Origin of the sequence: Halomicroarcula saliterrae, from assembly GCF_031624395.1 — an archaeon.
Taxonomy (GTDB): Archaea; Halobacteriota; Halobacteria; order Halobacteriales; family Haloarculaceae; genus Haloarcula; species Haloarcula saliterrae.
On record NZ_JAMQON010000008.1, the window covers coordinates 56,707 to 74,519 of the forward strand.

At 59.6% G+C, this 17,813-nt stretch carries 19 protein-coding genes; 5 read left to right on the forward strand and 14 right to left on the reverse strand.

Translation table 11 applies throughout. The features are described from left to right. The first annotated feature begins 4 nt into the window (after nt 1–4). Together NDI56_RS20435 and NDI56_RS20440 are read left to right on the forward strand one after the other, a co-directional pair. Nucleotides 5–2,374, forward strand: a complete 2,370-nt coding sequence (locus tag NDI56_RS20435) for a heavy metal translocating P-type ATPase (protein WP_220589748.1) — start codon at nt 5–7, stop codon at nt 2,372–2,374. Between the two features lie 415 nt (nt 2,375–2,789). After that, on the forward strand, nt 2,790–4,184 hold the full coding sequence (locus tag NDI56_RS20440) for an arylsulfotransferase family protein (RefSeq protein ID WP_220589747.1): 1,395 nt from the start codon (nt 2,790–2,792) through the stop codon (nt 4,182–4,184). Nucleotides 4,185–4,350: 166 nt separating this feature from the next. Here the strand turns inward: NDI56_RS20440 and NDI56_RS20445 are convergent, their stop codons facing one another. From NDI56_RS20445 to NDI56_RS20475, 7 genes are all read right to left on the reverse strand, one after another. Next, nucleotides 4,351–5,298 (reverse strand): metal-dependent hydrolase, encoded by a 948-nt coding sequence (locus tag NDI56_RS20445; protein WP_220589746.1) that lies wholly within the window; start codon nt 5,296–5,298, stop codon nt 4,351–4,353. A gap of 107 nt (nt 5,299–5,405) precedes the next feature. Further along, the gene (locus NDI56_RS20450) at nt 5,406–5,828 is read right to left on the reverse strand and encodes a cupredoxin domain-containing protein (RefSeq protein ID WP_220589745.1); all 423 of its coding nucleotides are present in this window, start codon (nt 5,826–5,828) and stop codon (nt 5,406–5,408) included. Between the two features lie 24 nt (nt 5,829–5,852). Next, entirely contained in the window at nt 5,853–7,103 is a 1,251-nt protein-coding gene (locus tag NDI56_RS20455; RefSeq protein WP_220589744.1) for a ZIP family metal transporter, read from the reverse strand. A 1-nt stretch (nt 7,104) separates the two neighbouring features. Beyond that, on the reverse strand, nt 7,105–8,364 hold the full coding sequence (locus tag NDI56_RS20460; protein WP_220589743.1) for a multicopper oxidase domain-containing protein: 1,260 nt from the start codon (nt 8,362–8,364) through the stop codon (nt 7,105–7,107). A gap of 252 nt (nt 8,365–8,616) precedes the next feature. Next, nucleotides 8,617–9,708: a saccharopine dehydrogenase family protein gene (locus NDI56_RS20465; RefSeq protein WP_220589742.1), complete on the reverse strand. Its 1,092-nt coding sequence runs from the start codon at nt 9,706–9,708 to the stop codon at nt 8,617–8,619. Between the two features lie 68 nt (nt 9,709–9,776). After that, nucleotides 9,777–10,559: a helix-turn-helix domain-containing protein gene (locus tag NDI56_RS20470; protein ID WP_310921651.1), complete on the reverse strand. Its 783-nt coding sequence runs from the start codon at nt 10,557–10,559 to the stop codon at nt 9,777–9,779. A gap of 84 nt (nt 10,560–10,643) precedes the next feature. Next, complete coding sequence (locus NDI56_RS20475; protein WP_058365045.1) at nt 10,644–11,075, reverse strand: helix-turn-helix domain-containing protein; 432 nt, start codon at nt 11,073–11,075, stop codon at nt 10,644–10,646. Nucleotides 11,076–11,207: 132 nt separating this feature from the next. Here NDI56_RS20475 and NDI56_RS20480 point away from each other — a divergent pair, with 132 nt between their 5' ends. Beyond that, nucleotides 11,208–11,783 carry a DUF8170 family protein gene (locus tag NDI56_RS20480; protein ID WP_058365044.1) on the forward strand — a complete coding sequence of 192 codons (576 nt, stop codon included), beginning with the start codon at nt 11,208–11,210 and terminating at the stop codon, nt 11,781–11,783. A 46-nt stretch (nt 11,784–11,829) separates the two neighbouring features. Then, a complete protein-coding gene (locus NDI56_RS20485) occupies nt 11,830–12,270 on the forward strand; it encodes a TRAM domain-containing protein (RefSeq protein ID WP_058365043.1) in 441 nt (146 codons plus the stop codon). A gap of 88 nt (nt 12,271–12,358) precedes the next feature. Here the strand turns inward: NDI56_RS20485 and NDI56_RS20490 are convergent, their stop codons facing one another. The 4 genes from NDI56_RS20490 to NDI56_RS20505 all read right to left on the reverse strand — a co-directional run bounded on the left by NDI56_RS20490 (nt 12,359) and on the right by NDI56_RS20505 (nt 15,576). After that, complete coding sequence (locus NDI56_RS20490; RefSeq protein ID WP_235853656.1) at nt 12,359–12,571, reverse strand: SUI1 family translation initiation factor; 213 nt, start codon at nt 12,569–12,571, stop codon at nt 12,359–12,361. 199 nt (nt 12,572–12,770) lie between these two features. Then, the gene (locus tag NDI56_RS20495; protein ID WP_089769851.1) at nt 12,771–13,424 is read right to left on the reverse strand and encodes a hypothetical protein; all 654 of its coding nucleotides are present in this window, start codon (nt 13,422–13,424) and stop codon (nt 12,771–12,773) included. Nucleotides 13,425–13,436: 12 nt separating this feature from the next. Beyond that, nucleotides 13,437–15,356, reverse strand: a complete 1,920-nt coding sequence (locus NDI56_RS20500; RefSeq protein WP_123115057.1) for a heavy metal translocating P-type ATPase — start codon at nt 15,354–15,356, stop codon at nt 13,437–13,439. A gap of 4 nt (nt 15,357–15,360) precedes the next feature. Then, entirely contained in the window at nt 15,361–15,576 is a 216-nt protein-coding gene (locus tag NDI56_RS20505; protein ID WP_310921652.1) for a heavy-metal-associated domain-containing protein, read from the reverse strand. 197 nt (nt 15,577–15,773) lie between these two features. Between NDI56_RS20505 and NDI56_RS20510 the strand changes: the two genes are divergently transcribed. After that, nucleotides 15,774–16,298: an ArsR/SmtB family transcription factor gene (locus tag NDI56_RS20510; protein WP_123115056.1), complete on the forward strand. Its 525-nt coding sequence runs from the start codon at nt 15,774–15,776 to the stop codon at nt 16,296–16,298. 210 nt (nt 16,299–16,508) lie between these two features. On the opposite strand, the gene NDI56_RS20515 is transcribed toward NDI56_RS20510, so the two are convergent. From NDI56_RS20515 to NDI56_RS20525, 3 genes are all read right to left on the reverse strand, one after another. After that, a complete protein-coding gene (locus tag NDI56_RS20515; protein ID WP_058365174.1) occupies nt 16,509–16,802 on the reverse strand; it encodes a hypothetical protein in 294 nt (97 codons plus the stop codon). 9 nt (nt 16,803–16,811) lie between these two features. Beyond that, nucleotides 16,812–17,180, reverse strand: a complete 369-nt coding sequence (locus NDI56_RS20520) for an SHOCT domain-containing protein (RefSeq protein WP_058365173.1) — start codon at nt 17,178–17,180, stop codon at nt 16,812–16,814. A 126-nt stretch (nt 17,181–17,306) separates the two neighbouring features. Further along, complete coding sequence (locus tag NDI56_RS20525; protein ID WP_310921653.1) at nt 17,307–17,528, reverse strand: hypothetical protein; 222 nt, start codon at nt 17,526–17,528, stop codon at nt 17,307–17,309. Between the last annotated feature and the right edge of the window lie 285 nt (nt 17,529–17,813).

The following is a 17,813-nucleotide window of genomic DNA, read 5'->3' on the forward strand; positions in this document are numbered from 1 at the left end:
GGTAATGACAGAGAATCCGAACGCAGCGGGGGACGCGAGCGGGGACGGCCAGCGACGGGAGCTGACCGCTCGCCTCGTCGTTCCCGAGATGGACTGTCCGTCCTGCGCCCAGAAGGTCGACAAGAGCCTCCAGCGCGTCGACGGCATCGTCGACGCCACGCTCCAGCCAACGACCGGCACGGCCAACATCACGTACAATCCAGATCGCACCAGTGAGGCCGACGTGGTCAACGCGATTGAGTCCGCCGGCTATGAGGTCGTTGGAGGGTCAGATTCCGATAACGGTGAGCAAGAGGAGGAGGGCGACGGCGTCGACATCGCGCCGCCGTCGGAGGTCTGGACGAGTCCGCGCGCGAAGAAGACGTGGTTCGGCGCGGCACTCGTCACGTTCGGCCTCCTCTTCGAGTTTCTCCTAATGACACAGAACGTCGCGGTGGCGAGCGTCCTCGATTACCCGCTTCATGTCGCCGACGTCCTGTTCCTCGGTGCCGTCGCCGCCAGTGGCATCCCTGTTGTCCGCAGCGGGTACTACTCCGCAAAGAACCGGAGTCTCGACATCGACCTGCTGATGGGGACGGCGATAATCGCCGCGACCGGCATCGGTTATTTCGTCGAGGCGGCGACGCTGGCCGTCCTATTCAGCATTGCCGAGCTGCTCGAAGACTACGCGATGGATAGGGCGCGGGACTCCCTGCGCGAGCTGATGGAGCTGTCGCCCGACGAGGCGACCGTCGTGCGCGACGGCGAGGAAGTCACAGTGCCCGCTGACGAGGTGGAGGTGGGTGAGACCGTGGTCGTCCGCCCCGGCGACAAGATCCCGCTCGACGGCACGGTCACCGACGGCGAGAGCGCGGTCGACCAGTCGCCGATCACCGGCGAGAGCGTTCCCGTCGACAAGACGGTAGGTGACGAGGTGTACGCCGGCGCCATCAACGAGGAGGGCTACCTCGAAGTCGAAGTCACGTCGACGGCGGGCGACTCGACGCTCTCGCGCATCATCGAGATGGTGCAGGGCGCACAGACGAAGAAGACCGACAAAGAGCAGTTCGTCGACCGCTTCTCGGGCTACTACACGCCAGTCGTGGTCGTGCTTGCAATCCTGACCGCCGCCATCCCGCCCCTGCTCATCGTCGACCCCATCTCGGTCGACGTGGCCGGGTACGGGTTCAGCTTCGCCGGCGACTGGCAGACGTGGTTCATCCGCGGACTCACCTTGCTGGTGATCGCCTGCCCGTGCGCGTTCGTCATCTCGACGCCGGTATCCGTGGTGTCGGGCATCACCAGTGCCGCAAAGAACGGCGTCCTGATCAAGGGCGGCAACTACCTCGAGGCGATGGGCGAAGTCGACGCCGTCGCGCTCGACAAGACGGGGACGCTCACGAAGGGCGAACTCGCCGTCACCGACGTCGTCCCGATCGGCGGAACCACGGAAGACGATCTGCTCAGTCGTGCTGCCGGGCTGGAGCGGCGCAGCGAGCATCCCATTGCCACGGCGATCATTGCCCGCGCCGACGAGGCGGGTTTGGCCGATTTGCCCGACCTGAATGCCTTCGAGAGCCTCACCGGGAAGGGTATCCGCGGGCAGATCGACGGCGAGACGTACTACGCGGGCAAGCCCGCACTCTTCGAGGAGTTGGGTTTCGACCTGGCTCGGGCACGCCGCGAGACGGACGGTGGCGTCGTGGCGGAAGAGGCGGCCGAGTCCGACGATGGGGCGTTCGCTGAGGGCACGCTCGCTGCACTGGAGCGTGAAGGCAAGACGGTCGTCCTCGTCGGAACGGAGTCGGAGTTGTTGGGTGCCATCGCCATCGCCGACGAGGTACGCCCGGCCTCGAAGCGAGCCGTCCAGCGCCTGCAGGAGCTTGGTGTCGAGCGCGTCGTGATGCTGACCGGCGACAACGAGGGCACCGCGCGGGCCATCGCCGAGGAGGTCGGCGTTGACGAGTACCGTGCCGAACTTTTGCCAGAGGAGAAGGTCGACGCCGTTGAGGAGTTGCAGACGGAGTACGGCGAGGTGGCGATGGTCGGCGACGGTATCAACGACGCGCCCGCGCTCGCCACCGCGGAAGTCGGCATCGCGATGGGTGCAGCTGGCACCGACACCGCACTCGAGACCGCCGACATCGCGCTGATGGGCGACGACGTCGGGAAACTGCCGTACCTCTACGAGCTGTCACACACCGCCAACGGTGTGATCCGGCAGAACATCTGGGCGAGCCTCGGCGTGAAGGCGTTGCTTGCCGTCGGTGTGCCGATCGGGCTCGTCAGCGTCGCCGTCGCTGTCGTCGTCGGCGACATGGGAATGAGCCTCGGCGTCACCGGGAACGCGATGCGGTTGTCACGGATCGAGCCCGACCGGTCCTACGACACCTGACGTCCACCTTCACCTATCAAATAGGTCGCGGCGTGCAGCGAACCGATTCACAATGACGTGGATCGACACGCTAGGCACATTTACAAGCGGTTAAGCGAATGCCCCGAGGCTTGATCCCGAGGCGATTCACTGGGGCGCAAAACGAGGTTTGGCCTGTATTTGAGACTGGCCACTCGATATACTTGTGTGCGAACTGGAGCGTGAAACGTGGGGAGAACGCTGACTCATCGAACATGGCTCGGTGTGCTGAAATTTCGACCCGTGCTATTCAGACACCGGTTTCCCCACTCCAGTATCCGAGAATCGACCAGAAAGAGAATCACAGCCTTTGCAGTGCTCTACGGTGCGATTCTCTAAAGTTAAGACCCATCTTAACCCACGCATAACCAACTAGTCTCTGGTCAGAGAATCTATTGTGGCATCCAAGTCTTTTCTCCGTATATTCTTCATCATCATAATCGGTTTATCCAGTATTGGTTTAGCCTACGGATATACGCTTGGCGCAACCAACGATACCTTCGAGAGCCATCTCACGAACCAGGGGGTTGCGAACCCACAGCAACAGGCCGTCGAACCTCGCGACAATATTACTGTCGTCGCGACTGATTCAAATTCGTGGCGAGGTGAAGCGAGTAGCGGGCCTCGTGCCCGAGCAGAACTTGTCGCATTCAACCCGGACGGAAGTATCCTCTACTACAACGACTCACATACGCGGTACTGGGACGTCGATCCGGTACCTGAAACGAGAACCACTGTAGAGTATATGTTCGCAGACCACCTCGAGCCGTCGGCCTGTCCAAACACCACTAATTTTGTCCAGCGCCGGGTTGACGAGGAAGTCTGGAACGAATATGAGGCTGCTCGCTCGACCGACGCTTGCACGCGCAACGGATACGAACGCGTCAACTTGACGACCGGCGAGGTAACGCGCGTCTGGAGCGAAACCACCCCCGGGAAGGAAGCAACACGCTACCACGATGCCGACCGGCTCAACGAGACACACTTGGCCGTCGCAGATATCTACCTCGACCGGGTATTCGTTGTGAATACCACCTCCGGCCAGACCGAGTGGACGTGGAACGCCAGTAGCGCATTCCCCAGAGAAACGGGTGGTCCATACCCTGAGGATTGGACACATATCAATGACATCGAAGTGCTCGAGGATGGCCGGCTCATGGTGAGTGCCCGGAACCAGGACCGGGTCGTGTTCCTCAACCGGAGTGGTCTCATCGAAGGATGGACGCTCGGCGAGGAGGACAACTACAGTATCCTCTACGAACAGCACAATCCGGATTACATCCCCACTGAGCGTGGCGGTCCCGCAGTCCTCGTCGGAGATTCGGAGAACAACCGTGTCGTTGAGTACCAACGAACGGGAGACAGCTGGGAACAGTCGTGGGTGTGGCGAGACACGCGGATGCAGTGGCCACGGGACGCCGACCGGCTCCCGAACGGTCACACTTTGATTACAGATTCGAACGGGAATCGTGTATTCGAAGTTGACAAACAAGGTGAGGTGGTTTGGAGCGTCAATATCGCTTTCCCATACGAGGCGGAACGTCTCGGGACTGGAGACGAGAGTGCCGGTGGGCCGAGTGCGACGCAAGCGAATCTTGACTCACGAACAGGCAGTTTGCGTGATAGTTTACTTATCATTGCTAAACAGCTCATTCCCGGGAAATACTTGAATGGTCTTATGTACATCACACCGGTCTGGATGGGATTTCTGGAGGTCCTCGAACTCGTGGTCCTCCTCACTAGTTGCCTGCTGTGGGCTGGGATAGAGATAGTCTGGCGACGACAATCTTAACAATTCCAACTTCCAGCTCTGATTGATCTCTGGATAGCACGGTTTTGACTGTCAGAACTAGAAAATGAATGGAAAACGTTGATTTTCCATGTCTAATATATCCCGGTTCACAACAAGCTTGATTTTCACACGACCAGGATCGACCATCTCTCAAGGGACTGTATGACTACCCGAGGAGCACTAGATATGTCACGGTGTACGCGGCGGCCGCGAGCGTAATGGCAGCAAGCGCAGTCGCAACAGCATCGATCAGCTGAATCGATCTATCTTCTCGCCAACCCGAACGACTCGGAGTGCCGATAAAACCGACTGTGAGGACGGTGAATACGAAAGGTGATGCTGTCTCAACAGTCGGTACGGGAATCGCGAAAATCGCACTTGCGTAAGCAACCCCGAGCGCTGCACGCCGGTTGATGTGCTGTTTGAGGCGCCATCCTCGCAGTTGTGCAACGACAAAGAGTCCCATCCAAATAATCGTGAGCTCAATGAAGAAGGCGGTGAGAAGATGTAGTGTCGGATCGGGGTTGAGGATAATCTGGCCGTTCAATACACCGGATTCGGTAGGAAGTGGATAGAATAACGCCGGCGACGGGCCGGCTAACACATCTCCGAACGGGTGCGATAAGAGCCCGAGGGCTCCAGCACCGAGAACGGCTCTCGGGCCGAGACCGACGCGCTCGGCAAATGTAACCAACCCGACTCCAGCAAGAACGAACACGGCGACCACAGCGCCCGGAGCTATCCCGCCGACGACCGTCACGATGAGGACCAGGCCGCCGAGGATGAGGCCACCGAGTGTGCCGGCCCCAGAATTGTAGCCATCGCGAGCGCGCCAAGCGGCAAACCCGATTGCTGCGAAGACACCGACGATCAGCGAGTGGGTGGCCCCGCGATGGATCTCGTTTGCGATAGCCCAGAACGCGTCGGAGGTTACGAAGGCGCCTTCCAGGCTTCCGACAAGCCCAACTACGGCGTACAGCATATCAATATCTGGGAGCGTCGCGAACGAGCCAGCCACCGCCCCGACCGCAAGCGCGCGCTCTTCTGGCCATCCCCGCCATACGGCGACACTCGCCGCTATGGCGAACGCAGCCAGAAAATGTCCGATGAACATACCATTTGTACGTCGTCACGGAAGATAAGTATAGTATGAGTGAGTGCCTCAACCATATGTGTAATAGGGACGACGACGGCTTGGAGAATTGAATGTCGGTTGTCCGCTTACCTCACTCGCACTGTCCCGACCATTCCAGACCCCTCATGTGGGATACAGAAGTACCCGTACGTTCCCGGCTGATCGAACGTTTGCTCGTAGCTCTCTCCCGGAGCGATGAGCCCCTCGGAGACCCGGTTCCTCGCGGCACGCTCTGACTCGAAGCCACCACTTGCGAAGTACGCCGCCGCGTCTGGAATCTCGTCTTCATACGCCGTAACCGTGTGCTCGATCTCACTCTCGTTCGTCCACGTAACCGACCCACCAGGTTTGATCATCGCGGTCTTCGGGTCAAATTTGAGGTCGCCGGGCATCGTGACGGTCTGTACCGACGAGGATTGTCCACCCAAACACCCAGCCGTGCTGAGCGTCGCCATGGTGGCAGTGCTGAGTCGTAACACCGTTCGCCGATCGTAGATTTCGAGTGACATTGTAACAGAAATGGGTAGTGCTTATTAGAGCGCCACGAAAAGGTCGGTCACGTACATAATGCCGAGTCCGAGCAGAAATGCAAGCAGATTCGTGGCACTGGCCACGCGACCCCCTGCATCACGAACCATGCTCGCAATCTCCCAGTTGACCTGCAGGATAGCGCCAACACCGATCGCGAGGAAGAAGGCGCCGATCGTCGGTGAGTAGGCGAGGCTGCCGATCCAGCCACCGAGGATGACGGGTGCCCCGGCGATGACGCCGAGCGCGGCGAAGTGCTTGAGCGCCGGACGTTCCCCGCGGGCGACCGGCGCAACGACAGCCGGACCTTCCGTCACGTTGTGAAGCATGAACCCGATTACGAGGAATGCACCGAGTGACACACGTCCGAGTGCAAACGAACTCCCGATAGCAAGCCCCTCCGCGAGGTTGTGCAGGCCGATTCCTACCGCGACCAGATAGGCGATCCAGAGGCCGCTGCTCGCCCGGCTATCACCAGCGGCGACGCGGCCCTCACGCCACGCGCTGATCGCCTGGACGAGGAGAAGAGCGCCGAAGATTCCGAAGACGACCAAGAGGTTACCCTCGTACGCGCCTGGAACCCGCTCGGCGAGTTCGAACGCCTCGAACCCGGCGTCAAACGCCAAGAAGCCCAGTACGCCGGCCGCAAATATGAGCACGGCGTGTAGCCACCGATCGCTCATCGTCTTGATGTAGGGGAACCAGAGCATCCCCAAGGCGACCGGGATTACGCCGACGAACAGCCCGATGACTGCCAGCGTTCCGAGCAGACTGAGACTAAACCCGGGTGACTGACTCGGAGCGACGATCGTGTTATGGAACGTCGCCCCGTCAGACAGTACGAGAGCGACTTCGAGATCCCATCCCGGATTCCAGTGATACGGGATCACAATCTGTGCGCTTTCCATCGGGGCGAGCGTTTGGTCACCACCAGCTCCTTCAACCCGGAAATCCCAGTAGGCTTCGTCGACGAGGACCTGTGATATCGTCACGGATTCGGGCCCGTTGTTCGTCACGTGCAGTACGACCGTTTCGTCGCTCGGAAGCGTCGTATGCGTGACCGTCACGTCTGGGAGCGGGGTGCCGCTCTGAACACCGGCGAGCGGTGATGTGAACGCGAATAAGCCCAGGACGAGCACGAGCAACACGATCGGGAGTAACGCGCTGACCCATCGCGGAAGCCCGAGCGGTTGTATGCTCTCGTTCTCGGCTGGTACACCACCGTCCGTCGTCGAATCTCGTGTCTTGTCCGTCATATTAGACCACCTCGAAGAAACTCATCCAGCCGAGTTCGGCGAACTCGGACTGGTGGGCGTGGAACATGTACAGTCCTGGCTCGTGGTTGGAGTAGTCCATCTCGATGATGCCGCGCTGTGCTTGGCACTGCATAATCGTGTCCACGGTTTTGCTCGTCGGCGTCAGCGTTGTCCCGTGGTCGTAGTAGTCGAAGAACTGCGAGTGCGTGTGGAACGAATTGATGAGATCGAACTCCGTCGCATTGGAGAGGTACACGCGCTGGCGTTCATTCTTGTCGATTTGGATGGGGCGTTTCGTCTCACCCGCCGTCCAGTTGCCCTGTCCGTCGGTGTCACCGACTCCATATCCGAACGCCCGTGTGTTCGCCGCGTAGACCTCGTTTCCGCCGTCGAAGTTGGTATCGAACGAGTTCATCACCATCACCATCTCGTTCACGGCGTCGTTTTCGGCGTACTCGTGATTCCGGCTCTTTGCCTCTTCGACGAGCTGCGCCCGGAAGTCGTCGGTAATCGGACCGGGGTAATTGACGTAATCGCGTGGGTTTTCCCTGACGCGGTCGGGGTCCGGATCAACGATGATCGTGCCGTAGAGTCCGCGATGGATGTGCTCTTTCAGGGGGAGCGAGTGGCAGTGATAGAAGTGCGTACCGGCGGGCTGGGCGATCCACTCATAGGTGAAGGATTCACCCGTATCAAGGACGCCGGGGCCGTTCTGGGGAATCCCGTCCATTCGCGGGTTGAGGTTCTTCAGGTGTGGATGAATCGTGTGCGCGTGTCGTCCGAGATTCGTAAACTCCACGCGAATCAGGTCGCCCTCGACGGCGCGGATCGTCGGACCCGGCACTTGGCCGTTGTACGCCCACGCTTGAAACTCGACGCCCGGCGCGATAGTTATCGTCGTGTCGACGGCAGTGAACTCGAATTCCCGTACGGTTCGGCCGTCCTCTTCGTAAACCTGTTGAGGAATGTTATCCTGCCCACTCTCTCCTGTATTGAACGCGGTGAGAAACTCATGCGGATCGAAATTCAAATCTCGATATTCGCCCACCGCACCGAAGTTACCGTGTTCGTCTTCATCGTCGTGACCGGACGAGGCACTTGCTCGGGAACTCCCCAGTCCAACTGCTGCACTCCCGGCAACACCGAGACCGCCGAGGACGGTGCGGCGACTGACGTTCGTTTCACCGGTGAGTGATTCGACCAGTCGCTCTTCGAGGCGTTCTGTGACCTTCGCTGCGCTGTTGTAATCTATCGATGGCATGATCTCCTCCGCTGGTCAAGCCTTAGCATAGCCATGTACGCTTATTCCTCGCCCAACATATAAATTAGACCCATCTAAAGTTAGAATGAGTATAAACTAAAACTCGGTCTGATGGGCCTCAATATGTTTGGTTTGAAGCCCCAGTGAGAGTGTGACCGGTAGACCCGAGTTTTGAACTAGCCCTGAAGCTCGCCACCGAATTCGATTATCAGGTCGAGGACCTGTTCTGGTGGGGCTACCTCAACCGTGACCTCAGGATACTCGACCCTGCTGCTGTGTACGGCCAACTTCGTAATTTCCCTCCAGTAGCGTCTCGACGAACGGCGAACTGTCGAACAGTTCCTGAATGTGCAAGACGCCCGCTGGTTGTGACGATCCCACCAGTTCCGATGTAACTTGAACTGCAACGAGTGCCGTCGCGCGGGCCTGGTCTGGCCCACGAACCCATTGTTCGATGCGGCTGAGGCGACCGTTCTTCGAGCCGCGAACCGCCGTCTTGATGACCGATTCGTCGGAACCAACCGGAAGGGTGTCGGCCAGTTTCACGATAATGTTGACGCCGAGCATCGACACGACCGGCTGGAACAGCCCAGTCCGACGTAACGCTGCCAGGTAGCGGGTGACAACACGAGAGTCGTAACAGAGTCGGCTTTCCACCGTGGGGATGTCCGTAGTCCGGGCGAGCACCTGTTGATCCGCGAGATTCGCTCGATACGCCCGCCGTCGCCCCCACTCCGGAATCCTGACCATTCGCGGCTCCGTGAGACCAGTCACAGAAATTGATTGCTCGGAATTCTGCACTGAAAAGCGCCCGAACGCGTCTTCGACGGTCCATTTGATCGTATCCGGGCCGAATGCTTCGCCGAGACCGAGGAGCAACGTGATGTCGGCCCTGTCGACGGTATCGAGTTCGGCAGCCGCATCGGAAACAAACAGGTTTGTCATTCCTGGGGACAGACCCACGCTGAGGACAGCTGTAGATCCGTTCTTACGGGCGATGCCATCGGCTGTTTCGATGTCTCGGAGAAGTGAATCGTCCGGTGAGATGTCGACGTAGTCGATACCGCGCTCGAAACAAGATCTGGCGAACGTGGCGTCCGCTGCATCGAGACACATGACGACCGTTCCGACGCCAGCGAGGGACTCATCGAATGACTCCTCGTTCACGTCGAGCGTACGAGCATTCACTCCTGCAATAGTGTCGGCGAAGCGATGTGCCTTTTCGGGGGAACGGCCAGCCGCAATAACCTCTTCTGACACGCTATTGGCCAATTCATTACAGACCGTGCGGCCGATGGTCCCGTATCCGCCGACAACGAGAATCGCGTCACCGGTAGCAGTCATACTCCCAATTTAGGACGGTTGCTAGTAGCTTTAATCCCGAGTATTCTTGGAGTATATATAAAATCTACTTAGTCACCGAGATACTGGAGCAGGAATTTTGATTCGATGCGCTGGAGCTGTTCAGAGATCGTCGCCGGGGACCGATAGACTTCGGTAGCGATCTGTTCGTGCGTCGTTTCCCGTGGGACTTCGTAATACCCGACCTCGACGGCAACCTCGAACACGGTCTGTTGCCGATCAGTCAACAGGCCCGATAGCCCAGGCCGTTCGGGGACGTATTCCCCGACTTGTTCGGGATGCAATTCGATTCCGTGGGGCACCTCTGCAGAGATAGCAGTAATCGCGGACTCGGTGCCAGCCACTGTGAGTCGAATGCCACGCTTGCCATAGTTGTCTGTGTACTCTATCGGTGGCACGACGATGAGTGAGTATGCGGCGAGGACATCGAACATGCTCGTCATTGACGGCGACGGCTGGTACTCAAGATACACCAGTCCAGTTTCTTGTGTAATTTCGAACTCTAGCACTGTCGCTTCTTCCGAGAGTTCGCCAGCGGTATTATCGATTGTCTCCGATGTCTCCTCTAATCGCTCAACTGCAGCGATTTTATGAACCGTCTCAGTCTTGCAGATATCACTAGCGAGCAGCTCACGATTGTTACTAAAGGGTCTGCGACCGGCTGAGGCGGTACTTTCTCTGCACGGAAAGCAGATCCAGGGATGATCCACAGGGTTGGCTCTGTACTCCCGAACTCCGAAGTAATCAACTTCCACAGCCTCGGAGGATGGAATTGATGCGTGCCTTCTGTTACGATTCATCTGTTCTGAATCGAAATCGAGACTGATCTCCATTGTGGGCTTTGCGCTGGTTACATTTCCAGAATATCTCGAATGTCGAGCTCTCCGTTCAGCAAAACGCACGCTCCGCGGTCTATTTCAGTTCCGTTCATCTGGACGGTCGACGTCTTCGGCGGTCTTGATTTCGTCCGTTTTCTCGACTTCGGCGAATAGCTCTCGGTACGCATCGGGCTCGAAGAGGTTGTTCCGGTCGAACAGCTCGCGGGCGGCATTGGTGAGCTGAAAGAACCGGTATGGCTGGCCCCGCTCGAGCCCCTCACGATCTCGCTCGATGGCCTTGATCAGCCCCACCTCCTCCAGCCGAATGAGGTGGTCGGTGAGCGTCGACGCGGCGACGCTCGGGTTGTAGTATTCGAGTTCTTTCTTCGAGGGCGCGCCTTTCGGATGACCGACAATCGTCCCGATGATATTCGCGCGGGTCGTGTCGTCGAGGGCACTCAACGCTGCGATCGGATCGAGGCCGGCCGCGTTCTCGGCTGGCGTGAGCGGGGTGGCGTCAGGCCGGGACATTGTGTCTCAGTGTTTGTCCCCTGGTCAGATAACCATTTCGGTGAAACTCGAAGTGGTACCCAGAGTGCCGGGGCATTCCACTTCCGGTCGTATTTCCGTACCGTTAGGTGGCGGTAGTGAATCCTACCCAGTATGACCAACGACGACGCTACCCGTCCCGTCATCGACAAATTGGGTGACCAGCCGGGCGAGACGCTCACACCCGAACGGGTCGAGGCGATCCAGACCGCGATGCACGAGGACCTCGGACGATTCATCAACAACACGTCCTACTTCGTTCTCGGTTCCTACGGTGAGGAGGAGCGACCACGATTGGAGGCTGTTCGCGACCAACTTGCGAGCGATGCCGCAGCCTCAAACTCCGATGATGGTGTCGACGCATTCCTGATGGACGATATTCTGGACATCTCGGAGTTCTTCACGTCGAAATTCAAGCTGTTGGTCAGCTACGCGGATCATATCGTCGGGGTGTACGAACACTCCCAGGGCGGACACGCGTGGGAAGCGGGCTACATCGATCAGCCGACCTATCGGGAGCGAACGCGAGCCTTCTATCGAACGTACGAGACTGAGGAGGAACAGTACGCGGCCTACGACGGGATGTTCGCACACTATCTCCTCTCGATGGAGCGGGTGGATCGTGCGTACACGTGGACGACGCCCGATGACCTTCGTGACTATATTGAGGATGCTTACGCGCCGGACTGACGGCGTGAGGAACGACTATTTGCGTCGGATACTGAATCTTCTCGTGATGGTCGACATCCCTGATACACTTCGCTCGGTATTTACTGCGACTATTGAGTCCGAGGACGGAAGCTGCACATTCGAGGTTCCAGCGAGTGAGGTACGTCACGACGCTATTCAACCCGGTGAAACGTATCGAATCGCTGTTCTCGAAACCGGGCATACAACGGCGCTATCCGATACACCGTCCGCGGACAGATCGTCTGAGACCTCCCCGACCACTCAGGAGCAGGGACCCCCCGAGCCGCCTGTTGAAGAGGGTGAGATTCGGGAGGTGACGATTGAGACGATTGGTGACCAGGGCGACGGCATCGCGAAGGTTGACCGCGGTTACGTCGTGATCGTTCCGGAGGGGCAGCCCGGTGACGAACCGACCGTTGAGATCGAACAGGTGCAACAGAACGTCGCCTTTGCTACGATCGTTGAGCCGGACCCCCGAACGCTGTGAGTGCTCCTCTACCAAATCGTTTAGTTGATGCTGTCGGTAACGACGGAACCAGTGGAGTGTTCTACAGGATATGAAGAATCGTACTGTTTTATCTGACGGAGTATCCGTTTGCTTTGAGAAGTTCGCGGACGCGTTCCTCGTGATCGCCCTGGAGTTCGATGTGCCCTTCTTTGACGGTGCCACCAGTTCCAAGTGTAGATTTCAGTTCTGAGGCGAGTGAGTCGAGATCGGTGCCACCTTCGAACCCCTCGACGACGACCATTTTCTTTCCATACCGGCGTTCTTCCGTTCGGACAGTCACCTGTTCTGTCGCCCGATCGAGATCAGCGAGCGGATTGCCCCATCGAATCAGTAGCGTAGATAATTTCGATGAGATGGTGCGAGAGCGGTATTCTCATATCAGGCTGGAGAGTTAGGAGACGTTGCTATCGAGGCGCTCGAAGATATCGACAGTATACCGCAGTGAATTCATATAGCGTACGAGGGCTGCACTGTCGTGTTCACACCGCTTCGACGGTGAACAGCGAATCGTCGTTGAGGACGACCTGCACGCGCCGGTGCCAGGCCTCGGCGAATGCCGCCCGCTGCTCCTCGCTCGCGGACCCCTCTAGAATCCGCTGGAGATTCCCGATTGCGGGGCCGCCGTCGGGAACGTCGCTGACGTGGTAGGTCACTTCAACAGTCTCGTCCGTATCGGTTCGCCGGAACCGGAACGTCGGTTCGTGCGTGCCCGGGTCGAACGCGTCGAAGACGAGGAGATCACGACGGCTCCCGTGACCACCGGCGAGCCCGCTGAATCCGTCGTCGTCGGTCGCGCCAGTCACGTACGAAATGATGCGCCCCATCACGCCGTACGCAGCATCGTCTCGCGGGCCGGCTGCCTGGACTTCGATTTCGCTTCGGATTGGATAGTCATCGGGATACAGGGCATCGAGCCCGAGCTGGACGATCCGGTAGGCGCCCGAGGCAGTCGGACAGGAGTGACCGGCCTCTTTCACCGCGTCCGTGTAGGTGACGACGAACGGATCGCCTGATGTGAGGACGCCGAGGGCCTCCGCGACGGGGTCGCGGATTTCGATCGGGTCGGCGTCGTAGTCGACCTGCCAGTCGGTGCTAGTGTGCGTCGCGTCAGTCGCAGGTGAATTTGTTGTCATTGGTTGTGGAGATTAGTGTCGGAGCAGTCGCATCCCGTTGAGGATGACGAGGAGAACGCTGGCTTCGTGGACGAGCATCCCGGCGGCGAGCGTGACGTAACTGGTGAGCACGCCAGCGAGCAGGACGGTCACGGTCAGCACCGCGAGCCCGACGTTCTCGAGGACGTTCCAGCGCGTCGCTTTACTGAGTGTGACCGCGTACGGGATGCGTTCGAGGTCGTCGGCCATCAGCGCCATGTCCGCCGTCTCGATGGCGGTGTCCGTGCCGGCAGCGCCCATCGCGATACCGACGTCGGCGGTCGCCAGCGATGGCGCGTCGTTGATGCCATCGCCGACCATCGCAACGACGTGGCCGTCGGCCTGGTATTCTTCGATGACGGTCTGTTTGTCCTCGGGGAGGAGTTCGGCGCGGTACTCGTCGATGCCCACTTCCCCTGCGACGGCACTTGCCGTCCGCTCGTTGTCGCCGGTGAGCATCACCGTCTCGATGCCGGCATCCTGAAGCGCCGCTACGACGCCAGGAGCGGCCTCTCGAAGTTCGTCGCGCATCGCGATCACGCCGATGATGCTGCCGTCTCGCACGACGTGGACGACCGTCTCACCGCGTTCCTCGCGGCCACGGACGTACTCGGCGATGTAATCCGGGATGTCGATGCTGCGGTCGTCGAGCAGCGCTCGGTTCCCAACGACGACCTCGTGGCCGTCCGTATGGGCGACGACACCCTTGCCGGCGACCACGTCGAAGTCATCCGGATCCGGAACCGACCGGTGTTCGGCGCTCGCGGCATCGGAATGGGCGACCGCAGTTCCGCCATCGGTTGCGGCGGTCGGACGGTCGCGTGCTGCGTCGACGATGGCGTCGGCGAGGTGGTGTTCGCTTTTCTTCTCGGCAGTCGCCGCGAGCGAGATTACCTCGTCGTCGTCGACGCCAAACCCCTCGACGTCGGCGACGGTGGTCTCGCCCTTCGTGAGGGTGCCGGTCTTGTCGAAGGCAACGAGGTCGATCTTGCCGGCACGTTCGAGGTGTTCGCCACCCTTCATCAGGACTCCCGACCGGGCGGCGTTCCCGATGGCCGAGACGATGCTGACCGGCGGTCCGATGACCAGCGCGCCCGGACAGCCGATGACCAGCAAGGTGAGCGACAGGATCGCGTTCTGCGTGACTGCGTACGCGCCGATTGCGAGCACGATGACGGCTGGGGTGTAGTACTTCGCGAACCGGTCGATGAGACTCTCCGTGGGCGACTGGGCCTCCTGGGCCTCCTCGACGCGGCGGATGATGCGCTCGAGCGTCGTATCCGAGCCCGCACCCGTCGTCTGGACCTCCAGTGCGCCTTCCTGGTTGACCGTCCCCGCGTAGACTTCGTCACCGTCGGTCTTGTGAACGGGCGCGCTCTCGCCGGTGACCGGGGCCTGATTGACGGCACTCTCGCCGTCGACGACGCTCCCGTCGACCGGGATCTTTCCGCCCGGTTTCACGATGACAACTTCACCCTCCTCGACGTCGCGGGCAGGTACTTCTTGGAGGTCTCCGTCGCGACGGACGGTCGCCGTGTCGGGCGTCATCTCCAGAAGTTCCTGGAGGGCCGTCCGGGTCTTCCGCATCGTCCGGCCTTCTAGGTAGCTGCCGAGGCTGAACAGGAAGACGACGGCGGCAGCTTCCCAGTATTCGCCGATGACGATGGCACCAATGGCCGCCAAGGTCACGAGCGTCTTGATGCCGAGCGTTCGGTTGGTGACCTCGTAGTAGGCGGTTTTGGCGATGTCGTAGCCGCCGATGATCGCCGCGAGGATGAGAATACCGGCACTCGCTGTATCGAAGCCGGTGAAGTGGCCGAGGCTCCAGCCGCCACCGTAGAGGAGGCCGCTGGACGCCGTGACGATGGCTTTCCGGTTCTTCCGGTAGTACTGTGTGATCGTTTGTGCGTTCATTGGTCTAGGCGGGCTGGGGCGTGTAGCCCTGGTTTTCGATGGCCTGTGCGAAGGCGTCGGGGTCAGCGACGTCGTCGTCGTACTCGATCTCGACTCGGCCGGTCGTGTAGTGGACTTTCACATTCTGGACGCCGTCGACGTTCGAGAGGGCGTGTTCAACGGTGCTCGCGCAGGTCGGGCAGTCGAAGTCCATCACACGGAGTTGGGTCGTTTCGTTCATCACAGTTCTACGTAGCACCCGGACCGCCATATACATTTTTTAGATGATATGTTTGAATAGAGATATAGGTCGTTGGAACAGTCCAATAGGTCGTCTAGGGCTTCGACTCGATCCGACCGCAGGCCAGTCGTCCGGTCGAAGTGCTCGACAGCAGTGTTCGCCGCTACCTTTTCCCGCACGTGTCTCACAGTCCCATTATGAGCAGTTCCGGTGCCGACCACCATCTCGACGACATCGCGATCAGGGATACCCGCGTTTCGGACGCCATCGACGAACCAATGCGAGCGATGATCCTCGACATACTGGCCGATGAGGCACGGACGGCAGGCGAGGTTCACGACCGACTCACCGATCGAGGGATCGAGCGGACCGAAAACACCGTTCGGCACCACATCAACGAACTCCGCGATTCCGGACTCGTAGACGTCGTCCGCTTTGAGGAGGGGCGTGGCGGCACGACGAAGTACTACCACGCGAACACGATCGTCCTCTCGTACTCACTACCGGGTTCGGCTGATGCCGCCGTGGAGGAGATGACGGATGCTATCCAGCCGCAGGTCACGGAGGCACTGAACCATCTCACGGAGGAGTACGAGGAATCTATCGAGGAGATCACAACGGAGATGCAGCCGTGTGACCACTGTCGGAACCAGAAGTACGAGACGTACGTCCTGCTGACCGTCCTGCGGCGAGCGTTCGTCCGCGCTCAGCGGGAATCGTAAGCGACGCCAGTGACTCATAACGATATTTACTGACTCGGTCCATGGTGAGAGACTCCGTTGTTGTTGGATCTTCTGGTCACCCCATTCAGGACCCGTGTTCCCCGTGTCGCGCACGATCACCCGGGTGAAACGAATTGGCAGATGAAATCGCACGCCGTGAAGAGAACGTTAACAGCGTCGATATCGTCGAAACACGAGTGATTGGGGGCGTTAATCGTTGTCGAGTTCGGAACCCGCGTCTCCTTCGGCGAAGATTCGCCGGGAGATGATCGTTCCGTCAGAGATGGAATCAGGTTCGTCACGGCGGACGAAGCGTTTCTTGAGAACGTCGTAGGCGAACAGACTCGCACCGATGATAACGAAGCCCCAGTGGTAGCCTCCGACGTAGATCGTCCTGTCGACGCCGTCGCCACTGCCCGGGAGATTTCCAACGCATCCGGAGAGACCTGCGATGCCGGCTCCGAGCGCAGTGAGAAACTCGCGTCGCTGTACTGTCGAGGACATGATTGCAGACTACTGCGACTCCTCGCGGGTGAGTTTCGCACGCCGTTCCTCGAACTCCTCGTCGGAGAGGTCGCCACGAGCGTACGCCACTCGGAGTTCCTCGAGTGCTCTATCGCTGGTCAGCGACGACCCGACACCACCGACGAGGCCGCGATAGAGGAGGTAGCCGATGCCGACGAGGACAACGAGCCAGACGAGCATCATTCCGATACCCCACAGCGGTGAGAGGCCGCCGGCCATGCCACCACCCCACCACCAGCCCATCATGCCCATCATCGGCATCGCGAACACCATCATCAACAGCGGGAACAGGACGATCACCGCGAGGACGATCAGGACGATGCGGAGCAGGCCGTCGGACGTGCGCTCTTTTGACATAGTGAACCACTACGGACTTCGTTGGCTGCATTCATAAAGTTGGACGGCCAGTACTGCTCCGTTGGTGGTTCCTAGGTTGGGTGGCGGCTAATACGTCGCTCTGTGTCTTGCTTGGGGCGAATCCACTCAGCAGCAGTCGGGGTCGTCGGGCGACCACTCACACGCGTTGCCAGTCGTCAAGTTGTTTTCGTCCACGTAGGTCGAGAGACACGCGTAGTTGCAGAAGTAGGTCGCCGACCCGCAGTCGTCGGTACAGTCGCGCACACAGATCGGGTCGTGGTCGAAGATACGCGATCCGCAGTACGCACAGGCCTCGTCGACGTCGGGAAGTTCGACGGTTGTAAACATACCTGCGCTACGGGCACGAGCCAAAAACGCATTTCGTCAGCCGACCATGCATATACGTTGCTTCCGGGCTGTCCGCGGCGGAGGCGTGAGACGGAGCGACTAGAATTCGACCGCTCCGATCATCGGTTCGCCGACACACTTCGGGCAGACATCGGTGTCGTATTCCGCCATACAGTGTCGGTGGCAGGAGACCCCGCAGTGCTCGCAGACGAACACCTCGTCGTCGCTAGCGCATTCCGAGTCACAGATGTAGCACTGAACCATGGATACTCGAACGTTGGCTCG

Coding starts and splice junctions, on each gene's coding strand:
- NDI56_RS20450 (WP_220589745.1), bottom strand. CDS start 5,828: ATGTCACTCGAAATCTACGATCGGCGAACGGTGTTACGACTCAGCACT.
- NDI56_RS20515 (WP_058365174.1), bottom strand. CDS start 16,802: ATGTCCTCGACAGTACAGCGACGCGAGTTTCTCACTGCGCTCGGAGCC.
- NDI56_RS20525 (WP_310921653.1), bottom strand. CDS start 17,528: ATGTTTACAACCGTCGAACTTCCCGACGTCGACGAGGCCTGTGCGTAC.
- NDI56_RS20480 (WP_058365044.1), top strand. CDS start 11,208: ATGACCAACGACGACGCTACCCGTCCCGTCATCGACAAATTGGGTGAC.
- NDI56_RS20520 (WP_058365173.1), bottom strand. CDS start 17,180: ATGTCAAAAGAGCGCACGTCCGACGGCCTGCTCCGCATCGTCCTGATC.
- NDI56_RS20500 (WP_123115057.1), bottom strand. CDS start 15,356: ATGAACGCACAAACGATCACACAGTACTACCGGAAGAACCGGAAAGCC.
- NDI56_RS20495 (WP_089769851.1), bottom strand. CDS start 13,424: ATGACAACAAATTCACCTGCGACTGACGCGACGCACACTAGCACCGAC.
- NDI56_RS20455 (WP_220589744.1), bottom strand. CDS start 7,103: ATGACGGACAAGACACGAGATTCGACGACGGACGGTGGTGTACCAGCC.
- NDI56_RS20470 (WP_310921651.1), bottom strand. CDS start 10,559: ATGGAGATCAGTCTCGATTTCGATTCAGAACAGATGAATCGTAACAGA.
- NDI56_RS20465 (WP_220589742.1), bottom strand. CDS start 9,708: ATGACTGCTACCGGTGACGCGATTCTCGTTGTCGGCGGATACGGGACC.
- NDI56_RS20475 (WP_058365045.1), bottom strand. CDS start 11,075: ATGTCCCGGCCTGACGCCACCCCGCTCACGCCAGCCGAGAACGCGGCC.
- NDI56_RS20510 (WP_123115056.1), top strand. CDS start 15,774: ATGAGCAGTTCCGGTGCCGACCACCATCTCGACGACATCGCGATCAGG.
- NDI56_RS20460 (WP_220589743.1), bottom strand. CDS start 8,364: ATGCCATCGATAGATTACAACAGCGCAGCGAAGGTCACAGAACGCCTC.
- NDI56_RS20445 (WP_220589746.1), bottom strand. CDS start 5,298: ATGTTCATCGGACATTTTCTGGCTGCGTTCGCCATAGCGGCGAGTGTC.
- NDI56_RS20435 (WP_220589748.1), top strand. CDS start 5: ATGACAGAGAATCCGAACGCAGCGGGGGACGCGAGCGGGGACGGCCAG.
- NDI56_RS20505 (WP_310921652.1), bottom strand. CDS start 15,576: ATGAACGAAACGACCCAACTCCGTGTGATGGACTTCGACTGCCCGACC.
- NDI56_RS20485 (WP_058365043.1), top strand. CDS start 11,830: ATGGTCGACATCCCTGATACACTTCGCTCGGTATTTACTGCGACTATT.